We start from the raw sequence: 11,881 nt of genomic DNA on the forward strand, positions 1-11,881 counted from the left end.
CGAGGGGTATGACATGACGATGCTCGCTTCGCCGTCGCCGCACCTGCCTGCCGTTCGCTTCCCCGCCGCCGTTTCGCTCCAATTCTGTTCGACCTGACGCTTAGTCGTCCTTAGTCAGTCGACTCTCCCTGCACCGCTTTGCCGCACCGGTTCCATCGAGCCGGCGCGCGGGCCGTGTCGTGCCTGCTCGCCACGAGCGCGCGGGCGTGTCCAACCGTTGAGATGAGGATCACGTATGCAGACATCACGCAAAGCATTGCCGCTCGCCCTGGGTCTCGCGCTCGGTTTCGGCATCGTCGGCGGCAGCGCGGCCGATACCAAGGTCGCGAACCCGCAGGCGGCGAGCCTGCGCGAAAGCCTGACGCGCGGCGTCGCACCGGCCGCGGCCAAGGCCGATACGGCCGCCGGCCAGTTCCGCGCGGACGGCGTCGCCGTCACGCTGTACAACCCCGCATATCGCGCGAAGAAGGCGGCCGCCACGCCCGCCGCTACCGCGCGCGATTTCGTCGCGTCGCAGGCGACCCGGCTCGGGCTCGACGCGGCTGCACTCGCGAGCCTCGCGGTGACGTCGGAGCGAAACGACGCCGATTTCACCGTCGTGCGCTTCCAGCAGCAGGCGGCCGGGCTGCCCGTGTACGGTAGCGACATCGCGGTGACCGTCGCGAAGGACGGCCGCATCCTGTACGTCGCGAGCAACACGATCAACGGCGTGGTCGCCACCGCGCGCAAGGCGCAGGCCGTCGACCAGCAGCAGGCGCTCGATCGCGCACGCGCGTATCTCGGCGTCGGCGGCTTCACGAACCTCGACGCGCAACTTGTCGCGTTCGTCGACAAGGCCGGCACGCATACCGCATGGAAGGTGCGCGGCCGTCCGCAGGACGGCCCGAAAGGTGATTGGGAACTATTGATCGACGCGGGCAGCGGCGAAGTGCTGCGCGCCGAGGACAAGGCGTTCTACGCGACCGACGGCACCGGCTTCGTGTTCCGGCCGGATCCGCTTTCGTCGACGAAGAGCAGCTACGGCAGCACGGGCTACAAGGACAACAACGACGCGGACTCCACGCAGCTCACGGCCTCCCGCGTACGCGTGACGCTGAAGGATCTCGCGCAGTCGAATTCACGCTACGTGCTGTCCGGCCCGTATGCATCGTGCATCGATTTCGACGCGCCGCGCGACAATGCGTGCCCGGCACAGGCGACGCCCGCATTCGAGTTCACGCGCGGCAACCTTTACTTCGAGGCGGTGAACGCGTACTACCACATCGACACGTTCCTGCGTTACGTGAACCAGACGCTCGGTATCAAGGCGATGCCGTACCAGTACACGGGCGGTGTGCAGTACGACCCGCACGGCGAATCGGGCGACGACAACTCGTCGTACTCGTCGAGCAGCGGCCGGCTCACCTTCGGGCAGGGCGGTGTCGACGATGCGGAAGATGCGGACGTCGTGATCCACGAGCTCGGGCACGGCATCCACGACTGGGTGACCAATGGCGGCCTGTCGCAGCAGGAAGGCCTGTCGGAAGGCACCGGCGACTATCTCGCCGCCGCGTACAGCCGCGACTTCAACCAGTGGAGCCCGTCCGACGCGCAGTATCACTGGGTCTACAACTGGGACGGCCACAACGAATACTGGGGCGGCCGCGTGACCAACTGGAACGTCGGGCGCACTTACGCGCAGGCACGCGGCGCCGAGATCCACACGGCCGGCCAGTACTGGGCATCGTGCAACCTCGTCGCGCGCGACGCGATCGGCGCGCAGGCGATGGACAAGGCGTTCCTGAAGGGGCTGTCGATGACCAACAGCTCGACGAACCAGAAGGCCGCCGCGCAAGCGGTGCTGACGGCCGCCGCCGCGCTCGGCTACAGCAGCGCACAGCTCGCGGCGATCGGCAATGCGTACAACAAGAGCTGCACGTACGGCGTGACCGTGCCGCAGAAGTCGTAATTCCGCAGCAGGCGGGGGGCGTCGCACGACCTGCGGCGCACCCTCTTCCTCGACATCGCCATCCTCACGAGATCGAACATGCCTACTCTGACATTGACCCGCCTGAGCGCCGCGCTGGGCGGCATGCTGCTAACCGCCGCCGCGCACGCGACGCCGGTGTGGATCACGCTCGGCGACACCGCTTTCCGCCAGCTTCAACGCATCGATGCGAGCGCGACCGCGCAGTACAGCACGACGGTGGACGCCGGCAAAGCCGCCGACGGCACCACGCGCCGCGAAACCGTGCACGTCGTCGAGATCGACGATGCGCGGCTCGGCGAGCTCGCCCATGCGGTACACCATGCGCGCGGCCACGGGCCCGGCTACATCGTGCACGACTCGTTCGACGACGCGCGCCGGGCATTGCAGCCGGCACCCGCGACGCTCGCGAAACAGGCCGCCGCGACCGCCTACGCGGTGTCGAACGCACCGCAGATCAAGACCTGGATCCAGCAACTGCAGGCCAGCAACATCGCCGGCACGATCACGTCGTTGTCGGGGTTCACGAATCGCTACTACACGACGTCGCACGGCGTCGCCGCCTCGGACTGGCTCGCGCTGCAGTGGAAGCAGCTGGCCGGCTCGCGCAGCGACATCGCCGTCGAGCAGTTCGCGCATACGGGCTTTCCGCAGAAATCGGTGATCCTGACGATCCGCGGCAGCGATCCGGCCGCCGGCACGGTCGTGCTGGGCGGGCACCTCGATTCGACGGTCGGCCGCACGACGGAGAACACACGCTCGCCCGGCGCCGACGACGATGCGTCCGGCATCGCCAGCCTGACCGAAGCGCTGCGCGTGCTGCTCGCGAACGGCTACCGTCCGAAGCGGACGATCAAGTTCGTCGGGTACGCGGCCGAGGAAGCCGGGCTGCTCGGATCGAAGGCGATCGCGAAGCAGTTCCGCACGCAAAATGCGAACGTGGTCGGCGTGCTGCAACTGGACATGACGAACTACAAGGGCGATCCGAAGGACATCTACCTGATCACCGACTACACCAACGCCGCGCAGAACACCTACCTCACGAACCTGGCGAAGACCTACCTGCCGGAACTCGCGATCGGCACGTCGCAGTGCGGGTATGCGTGTTCGGACCACGCGTCGTGGAATGCGCAGGGCTACCCGGCTTCGTTCCCGTTCGAGGCCGATCAGAACGACAGTCCGTATATCCATACCGTGAACGACACGCTGGAGAATTCGGACCGGCAGGCGAACCACGCGCTGAAGTTCGGCAAGCTGGCGCTCGCGTATGCAGTCGATCTCGGCGGCGACGGCAGCGCGACCGTCAAGCGCTGACCGGGCCGCACCGGGCGCGCGCGCATCATGCGCGCCCGGTCGAAGCACGTTTCCCGTTCCGGATAGAATCGTCGTTCGATCACTTCCGCGCGACGGCGCACCGCCATGACCGACCTCTCCCGCTTCACCGACGATCTTTCGCCCGAACGCGTCACGACCGCGTTCGACCTGCCCGGCCACACGACCGTCCGTTCGCTCGGCGTCGCGCAGGGCATCATCGTGCGTTCGCGCTCGATCGTCGGCTCGTTCGGCGCGGCGCTGCAGACCATCTTCGGCGGCAACATCACGCTTTATACGTCGCTGTGCGAGAAGGCGCGCGAGCAGGCCTTCGACAAGATGCTCGCCGACGCGCGCAAGCTCGGCGCGAACGCGATCGTCGCCATGCGCTACGACTCGACCGAGATCGGGTCGGGCGTGACGGAAGTCATCTGCTACGGCACGGCCGTGCGCGTGACGCCGGATGCCTGACGCGCGTCATGCGTCGCGCTCGAGCGACCGCATGTTGGTGAGCTGAGGAAACAGTTTCATCCACGTCAGCGCGACGGCGATCGTCGCCGCGCCGCCGACGACGATCGCGGCCGGCGCGCCCCACCACGCGGCCGTCACGCCCGATTCGAATTCGCCGAGCTGGTTCGACGTGCCGATGAACAGCGAGTTGACCGCGCTCACGCGGCCGAGCATGTCGTCGGGCGTACGCAATTGCACGAGCGACAGGCGCACGACGACGCTCACGACGTCCGACGCCCCCAATGCCGCCAGCGCGACGAGCGACACCGCGAAATGCCGCGACAGCCCGAACACGATCGTTGCGATACCGAACGCGATAACGCCGCCGAACATCGCGCGGCCCGGCCGGCCCTTCAACGGAAAACGCGTGAGCCATAGCGTGCCGGCGAGTGCGCCGACCGCGGGCGCCGCGCGCAATGCGCCGAGCCCCCACGGCCCGACCTGCAGGATGTCGCGTGCGTAGATCGGCAGCAGCGCGGTCGCGCCGCCGAACAGCACCGCGAACAGGTCGAGCGACAGCGCACCGAGGATCGCCGGTTCGCGCCGGATGAACGCGATGCCGGAAAACACCGATCGCAGCGTGACCGGCTCCCGCGCGGGCGGCGCGCTGCGCAGCGGAATCGTGCCGCTCAGCACCGCCGCGATCGCGAATGCGACGACGCTCGTGCCGAACGCGGCGGGCGCGCCGATGCCATACAGCAGGCCGCCGAACGCAGGCCCGAGAATCTGCGCGGCCTGGTTCGCGGACGTCGACAGCGCCGTCGCACGCGGCAGGTCGCCGCGCGGCACGACGGCCGGCAGCAGCGACGACACCGACGGCGATTCGAACGCGCGCGCGGTGCCGACGATCGCCGCAAGCGCATACACGCCCGGTGCGGTGAGCCATCCTTTCGCGGCGCCGAGCAGGAACACGCCGGCGGCCAGCGCCTCGACGCCCTGGCAGATCGTCGCGATGCGGCGTCGATCGTAGCGGTCGGCCACCTGCCCGACGACGAGCGTCAGCGCGAACATCGGCACGAACTGCGCGAGCCCGACGAGACCGAGCGCGAACGCGCTGTGCGTGAGCGCATAGACGTACCAGCCGATCGCGACCGACAGGATCTGGAATGCGAGCGACGACATCACGCGCGTGCCCCAGAAGCGCTGGAACGGTGCGTGGCGAAACAGGTTGGCGGGTAACGGCGACGGCGAACGGGATTCGGGTAACGGAGCGGTCATCGAAGGGATGTCATCGGAGAAAGGCCGGCGCCGCACGATGCGGCCAAACCGCGATGATAGCTTCAACCGCCCCGCCCCTGCCCGATGCCTGTCGCGCGCACGCGGCCCGCACATGTCGCCCGGTGCGATACCGAATCGCATCCGGCCGACGCACAAAAAAAAAGCGCGAACCGCGGTTCGCGCCAAAGAGAGACCTCGCTGAAGACGTCGAAAGAACTACCCGCTCCGCTCAGAACGAATGCCGCATCCCGATCCGCACGTCGGCCTGCGTCTGCGTCGTCGACGGCGTGAAGCTGTAGCCGATCACCGCATCGACACCTTGCGAAGCACGCAGGTAATCGCCGGAGATGTACACGTCGGTGCGCTTCGACAGCAGGTAGTGCAGGCCGGCCGTGCCCTGGTTCCAGTGGTGGCCTTCGAAACGCGTGTGCTGGTAGCCCGCGATGAAGCTCAGTGCCGGCGTGAACTGGTACATGCCGCCGCCTTCGTACACCTGCATGTGCGACGACTGGCCGAAACCCTTGATCGTCGTGTACGAGAAGTTCGCGTCGAGCGACAGCTTGCCGATCGTGTAGCTCGTGCCGATGCCGAACGTGCCCTGGCTGTCGACGTCCATCGCGGTGTTCGCGAACAGGTCGGTGCGCGCGCCGGTCGCCGGATCGACGGTCACGGTCTGCTGGCCGAGGAACGTATGCGTGCCGATCATCGCGTACGGATCGAACGCATAGATGCCGTTCGGGTTGTTCAGGCGCGTGTAGGCGGCGCCGATCGAGAAGTCGCCTTTCGTGTAGCTTGCGCCCGCACTCCATGCGCTGTTGCGATGGAAGTTGCCGGCAACGTTGCCGAACGAGTACATCGCACCGAACTTGAAGCCGCTCAGGTCGTTCGACAGGAACTTGACCGAGTTCGGCAGGCGGTCGCCGTTGAAGCGGTCGAAGTCGCCCTGGTGGATCGCGTAGCCGCTGCCCCATGCCGAGATGTTGTAGATCGACACGAGCTCGTTGGTGATGTCCAGCTGGTTGCCGAACGACAGCGTGCCCCAGTCGTTCTGGAGACCGACATAAGCCTGCCGCCCGAACTCGGACCCGCCGAAGCCGAGCTGCCCGTTACCGAGGTGGAAGCCGCTCTCGAGCGCGAACACGGCCTTCAGGCCGCCGCCGAGATCTTCCGTGCCTTTCAGGCCGAAGCGGTTCCCGTAGGCGACGCCGTCATCGAACTTGACGACGTGCGAACCGCCCGTGTTGTTCACGTACGTAATGCCCGCGTCGAGAATCCCGTACAGCGTCACGCTGCTCTGCGCATGGCCGATGGCGGGAATACAGGCCGCGCATGCCAGCGCGGCGGCAACGGCAACTTTCTTTTGCTTCATTGTCGACCACCCTCCCTGAACCCTTCGATGGAAAGAACCGTGGCCTGGCGCGCGCAGCAATACGCCGGCTGATTCGAATTCGGTACGTCCGATGGCTTCGGCATTTCGTTTTCCGCAATAACGCAGCCATTGGCGAAAAATACAAACCCATATTTCGGGTCACCCGTCTGAAGGCGACACCAAATGGTCTTGATGCGACGGGTCGGGAAAACACGGAGACGGGCGGCACGGCAAAAACCGGCCGCCCGGAGGCGGGTCAGCGGGCCTCGAGCGCGGCGCGAACGGCCGGCAGGGCCGGCGTGCCGGACGCGGTCGTGACACCGTCCAGCCAGCCCTCGACGAGCGCGGGCTCGGCCTTCAGCACGTGCTGCGCGGCGAGCGCGGGCGACGTCTTGTTGTCGAGCATGTCGGCGATCATCCGGTTCTCGACGTCCACGGAGAACGTCATCTGCCGGAACAACCGCGCCAGATTCGCGCACTGGCCGGCAAAGCCGGCGCGCGTGACCGTGTTGACGGTCGCGCCGCCATAGTTCGGGCCGAAATATGCGTCGCCGCCCGACAGGTAGGTCAGGTGGAACTTCGTGTTCATCAGGTGCGGCTCCCACGCGAGAAAGACGATCCAGCGCTTGTCCCGCACCGCGCGCTCGACCTGCGTGAGCATCCCCGTCTCGCTCGATTCGACGAGCGACCAGTTCGCGGACCCGAGCGCGTGTTCGGACAGCATCCGCTTGATGTTCTGGTTCGCGGGCGCGCCGGGCTCGATCCCGTAGATCTTGCCGCCGAAGCGGTCCGCGTAGCGTGCGAGATCGGCGAACGTGTGCACGCCGGCCGCTGCGACGTAGTCGGGCACGGCCAGCGTGAACTTCGCGCCGCTGAGGTTCGCGTGCAGCACGTCGATGGATTTCTCGTCGACGAACGGCTTCACGAGCGGCGCCTGCGCGGGCATCCAGTTGCCGAGGAATACGTCGACCTGCCCTTTCTTCAAGCCCTGGTACGTGATCGGCACCGACAGGTTCGCGACGTCCTGCCGGTAGCCGAGCGCCTTCAGCACGACGCCGGCCATCGCGTTGGTCGCATCGATGTCGGTCCAGCCGGGCGCCGCCATCTTCACGTCGCGACACGTCTGCGGATCGGCGGCGTGCGCGGACTGCATCGCCACCACGCACGCGGTCGCGGCGAGTGCCGCGCCGAGCCTCCGGATTGCTGCATTGCATTGCCGTTTCATGATTCGCTTCCTCCGTCGTTCGTCAATGATCGCGATGCGGACCGTTCAGCGCCCGACGCGCGGAAAGCGCGCCATCGCTTCGAGTGTGTCGAGTTCGATGTGATTGCGCATGTAACGCTGGCTCGCATCGGCAAACGGCTGCCAGTCCCATGCCTGGATGCGCCCCTGCGTCGTCGCCGCGTAGTGGAACCGGCGCCGCCGCTGGCTCGCGCGCACCTGGGCGTCGAGTTCCGTCAGGTTCCAGCGCCGCGCGGCCTCCGTGCGGAATGCGGCGAGCACGTCGGCGGCTTCGGGCAGGCCGGCCAGGTTCGTACGCTCGCGCGGATCGTCGGCGAGGTTGTAGAGCTGGTCGGGATCGGCCGGGCAATGCACGTACTTCCAGTCGCCGCGGCGGATCATCACGACCGGCGCGACCGCCCCTTCCGCGAGATATTCGCCCAGCGCGACGTCGTGCGCCGGTGCGCCCCGCAGATGCGGCACGAGGCTCGCGCCGTCGACCGCGTCCGGCCAGCCGCCGGCCGGCGCCACGCCGGCCAGGTCGACCAGCGTCGGCAGCAGGTCGACGTGCGACACGGGCCCGCGCACCCGCGCGGCATCGAAGCGGCCCGGCGCGTGAACGATCAACGGCACGCGGCAGCCGCCTTCGAAAAACGTCATCTTGTACCAGAGGCCGCGCTCGCCGAGCATGTCGCCGTGGTCGGACGTGACGATCACGATCGTGTCGTCGGCGAACCCGCATTGCTCGAGCGCGGCCAGCACGCTGCCGAATTGCGCGTCGACGTAGGACGTCGCGCCATAGTATGCGCGGCGCGCGGCACGGATCTGCGCGTCGGTGGGCGGCGTGCGGTCGTTTTCGCAGACGAAGCGCAGCCGCTGCGAATGCGGATCGCTGTCGGCCGCATCGAGCCGCACGGCCGGCATGTCGATTTCGTCGTCGCTGTACAGATCCCAGTATTCGCGCGTGATCGCGTACGGATCGTGCGGATGCGTCAGCGACACGACCATGCAGAACGGCCGCTCGTCATGCCCGGCCGCACGCTCGCGCGCGACGTCGTACAGCTTCTGCTTCGCCGCGAACGTGACCTCGTCGTCGAAGTCGAGCTGGTTCGTGCGCACGCACGGGCCGGCGTCGAGCACCGAGCTCATGTTGTGATACCAGCTCGGCCGCTCGGTCGGGCGATCCCAGTCGGGCACCCAGCCGAAGTCGGCGGGATAGATGTCGGTCGTCAGCCGCTCCTCGAAGCCGTGCAGCTGGTCCGGTCCGCAGAAATGCATCTTGCCCGACAGCATCGTGCGGTAGCCGCCCGCACGCAGATAGTGCGCGAAGGTCAGCGTTTGCGCCGGCAATTCCGCGGCGTTATCGTAGGCGCCGATACCGGACGGCAGCTTGCCGGTCAGCAGCGAGAAACGCGACGGCGCGCACAGCGGGCTCGCGCAATACGCGGCATCGAACACGACGCCTTGCGACGCGAGCCGGTCGAGCGTCGGCGTGCGGGCGACGCGATTGCCGTAGGCCGGCAATGCGAACGGCGTCAACTGGTCGGCCATCAGGATCAGGATGTTGGGAGTCGGGTTCGTCATCGGCGGTCGTGGGGAAATCGGTGTTCGAACGGAACTGCGCGACGCTTGCGCAGCGGCGCGGCCAGCATGACGGACGCAGCGTGAAGAAAGTACCGCGCGCACCGGCCGCGACTGGCTAGAATCGCGGAAGGACGGGCACGGTGCCGTGTCGTCCGAATCACTATCCCCCGCCCGAATTCGCGCGGGAAGGCGTCCGGCCCTTATGAGGCCATTAGAGAGACTTATGTCGAAATCCGAACCGTTACCGTCGATGCAGGCGCTGCGCGCGTTCGAATCGGCCGCCCGTCTCCAGAGCTTCACGGCCGCCGCGCGCGAGCTCGGCTCGACGCAGCCGGCCGTGAGCCAGCAGGTGTTCCAGCTCGAGGCGGAACTCGGCGTGCCGCTGTTCGAGCGCAGTCCGCGCGGCGTCACGCTGACGAGCGACGGCCAGTGCCTGTACGAAGCCGTGCGGGTGAGCCTCGACACGCTGCGCGGCGCCACCGCGACGCTGCGCGCGCGCCGCGAGCATGGCGCGCTCACGATCGTCACGGATTTCGGTTTCGCGACCTACTGGCTGATGCCGCGGCTCGCGGGCCTGAAGCGCGTGATGCCGGACGTCGACGTGCGGGTCGTCACGTCACAGGATTACGACGCGCAGCGCGACCACGCCGACATCGCGATCCTGTTCGGCGACGGTCACTGGCCGTCGTGCACGGCCGCGCGGCTCTTTCCGGAATCCGTCACGCCCGTCTGCTCGCCCGCGTTCCGCGCCGCGCACCCGCACGTCGCGCGGCCCGACCATCTGCATGCGCTGCCGCTGCTGCACGTGCAGCCGACGCGCCCCGAGCGCTGGCTGTCGTGGGCCGGCTGGTTCGACGCGCATGGCCTCGACGCACCGGCCGCCGCGCGCGGCGTGACCTTCAACAGCTATGCGCTCGTGATCCACGCCGCGCTGCTCGGCGAAGGCGTCGCGCTCGGCTGGTCGCCGCTCGTCGACGAGCTCGTCGCGTCCGGGCAGTTGGTGAAGCTCGTCGACGCCCCCGTCGTCACGTCGCGCGGCTACTTCCTCGTGCGTCCGCCGCAGCGCCCCGAGCCGGATGCGACCCACGTGTTCCGGCGCTGGCTGCTGGATGCGTGCGCGCCTGCATGAATGGCGCTCCGCTGAAGGGAATACTTTCCTGACGCCGGCGGGGCTCGCTGCGCCAACATCGCCCGACGCCCGCTGCCCGGCCGGCCCGAAGCCCCGCCCCGCCCGGCCGCACTGACGCGCCGATACCAGCCACACGGCGGGTTGGTTCTATCCGCGCTCGAAACGTCCTGATTTACTTGAGTCTCCCGCTACCCGCGCGACGTGACGCCATGGTGCGCCACCGCGCGGATTCGCCCCCGACGACATCCGAGGAATCACATGACCGCCGACTCACGCCCCGATCAATTCGTCCTGACGCTGTCGTGCCCGAGCGCGGCCGGCCAGGTCGCCGCCGTCGTCGGCTTTCTCGAGCGCCATCGCTGCTACGTCGACGCGCTGAACGTGTTCGACGACGATCTCAGCAACCGCTTCTTCGTGCGCTGCGTGTTTCATCCGACGGATGAGACGCTGCAGATCGACGCGTTACGCCAGGAGTTCGGGCCGATCGCAACCGCGCTCGGCGGCGGCGGCGAGGGCGACACGCAATGGGCGATCCACGACGTGAACGCGCGCCCGAAGGTGCTGATCATGGTGTCGAAGCTCGAGCACTGTCTCGCCGACCTGCTGTTCCGCTGGCGGATGGGCGAGCTGAAGATGGACATCGTCGGCATCGTGTCGAATCATCCGGACTTCGAACCGCTTGCCGTGCAGCATGGTCTGCCGTTCCGCCATTTCCCGATCACGGCCGACACCAAGGCGCAGCAGGAAGCGCAGTGGCTCGACTTCTTCGAATCGAGCGGCGCCGAACTCGTGATCCTCGCGCGCTACATGCAGGTGCTGTCGCAGGAAACCAGCGCGAAGCTCGCGAACCGTGCCATCAACATCCATCACTCGTTCCTGCCCGGCTTCAAGGGTGCGAAGCCGTATCACCAGGCGCACGCGCGCGGCGTGAAGCTGATCGGCGCGACCGCGCATTTCGTGACCGACGATCTCGACGAAGGTCCGATCATCGAGCAGGTGGTCGAGCGCGTCGATCATGCACTGCGGCCCGAGCAACTGCTCGCAGTCGGCCGCGACGTCGAATGCATCACGCTCGCACGCGCGGTGAAGGCGTTCATCGAGCGCCGCGTGTTCCTGAATGGCGACCGGACGGTGGTATTTCCGTAAGCGCATCGCTACGGCGATGCAGCCAACAAAAAACCCGACCGGCAGCAGCCGGTCGGGTTTTTTATTGCGTGGCGTTCGGCACGTCGCGCGACGGCTCCGGGTGCGGTGTCCGGAGTCGCCGCGCGTACCGCGCTCAGACGCTTACTTCACCCACGCGAAGTAGTACGACAGCCAGATCGTGAGCGCCGCGCCGACCAGCGCCGCATACGGCATCAGGTTCAGACACATCGCGCGCTTGGGCACCTCGAGCTCCATGTCGCGCTGCATCTGCGCGGGGAAACGGCCGCGATCCTGCCAGTAGTGGCGATAGAGAAACACCGGCACGATCAGCAGCATCGCGATCAGCCCGTTGCGCAACGTGCCTTCGCCCTGCAGGTTCGCGCCCGCGCCGACATAGACGAGATTCGCGTAGCCGCAGATCGAACC

At 67.4% G+C, this 11,881-nt stretch carries 9 protein-coding genes and 1 pseudogene; 5 read left to right on the forward strand and 5 right to left on the reverse strand.

Annotated features, from left to right (window positions below; all coding sequences use genetic code 11):
- Positions 1-235 precede the first annotated feature (235 nt).
- The 3 genes from HW466_RS20770 to HW466_RS20780 all read left to right on the forward strand — a co-directional run bounded on the left by HW466_RS20770 (position 236) and on the right by HW466_RS20780 (position 3,748).
- A complete protein-coding gene (locus HW466_RS20770) occupies positions 236-1,948 on the forward strand; it encodes a M36 family metallopeptidase (RefSeq protein ID WP_151003577.1) in 1,713 nt (570 codons plus the stop codon).
- A 78-nt stretch (positions 1,949-2,026) separates the two neighbouring features.
- Positions 2,027-3,280, forward strand: a complete 1,254-nt coding sequence (locus HW466_RS20775) for a M20/M25/M40 family metallo-hydrolase (protein ID WP_151003575.1) — start codon at positions 2,027-2,029, stop codon at positions 3,278-3,280.
- Positions 3,281-3,385: 105 nt separating this feature from the next.
- A complete protein-coding gene (locus tag HW466_RS20780; protein ID WP_059504188.1) occupies positions 3,386-3,748 on the forward strand; it encodes a YbjQ family protein in 363 nt (120 codons plus the stop codon).
- A 6-nt stretch (positions 3,749-3,754) separates the two neighbouring features.
- Here HW466_RS20780 and HW466_RS20785 read toward each other — a convergent pair whose 3' ends face one another.
- From HW466_RS20785 to betC, 4 genes are all read right to left on the reverse strand, one after another.
- Positions 3,755-5,005, reverse strand: coding sequence for an MFS transporter (locus HW466_RS20785; RefSeq protein WP_059447752.1), 1,251 nt, complete (start codon positions 5,003-5,005; stop codon positions 3,755-3,757).
- Between the two features lie 229 nt (positions 5,006-5,234).
- Complete coding sequence (locus tag HW466_RS20790; protein WP_059451745.1) at positions 5,235-6,374, reverse strand: porin; 1,140 nt, start codon at positions 6,372-6,374, stop codon at positions 5,235-5,237.
- Positions 6,375-6,630: 256 nt separating this feature from the next.
- Complete coding sequence (gene choX / locus HW466_RS20795) at positions 6,631-7,599, reverse strand: choline ABC transporter substrate-binding protein (RefSeq protein WP_059451746.1); 969 nt, start codon at positions 7,597-7,599, stop codon at positions 6,631-6,633.
- 45 nt (positions 7,600-7,644) lie between these two features.
- Positions 7,645-9,180 (reverse strand): choline-sulfatase, encoded by a 1,536-nt coding sequence (gene betC, locus HW466_RS20800; protein ID WP_060360312.1) that lies wholly within the window; start codon positions 9,178-9,180, stop codon positions 7,645-7,647.
- 202 nt (positions 9,181-9,382) lie between these two features.
- Between betC and HW466_RS20805 the strand changes: the two genes are divergently transcribed.
- Both HW466_RS20805 and purU read left to right on the forward strand, forming a co-directional pair.
- Positions 9,383-10,309 carry a choline sulfate utilization transcriptional regulator gene (locus HW466_RS20805; RefSeq protein WP_081051594.1) on the forward strand — a complete coding sequence of 309 codons (927 nt, stop codon included), beginning with the start codon at positions 9,383-9,385 and terminating at the stop codon, positions 10,307-10,309.
- 258 nt (positions 10,310-10,567) lie between these two features.
- On the forward strand, positions 10,568-11,455 hold the full coding sequence (purU, locus tag HW466_RS20810; RefSeq protein ID WP_059451749.1) for a formyltetrahydrofolate deformylase: 888 nt from the start codon (positions 10,568-10,570) through the stop codon (positions 11,453-11,455).
- A 141-nt stretch (positions 11,456-11,596) separates the two neighbouring features.
- Here purU and HW466_RS20815 read toward each other — a convergent pair.
- Positions 11,597-11,881 (reverse strand): annotated as a pseudogene (locus HW466_RS20815) (amino acid permease); the annotation flags it as partial.

The organism is Burkholderia territorii, assembly GCF_902833055.1.
Lineage (GTDB): Bacteria > Pseudomonadota > Gammaproteobacteria > Burkholderiales > Burkholderiaceae > Burkholderia > Burkholderia territorii.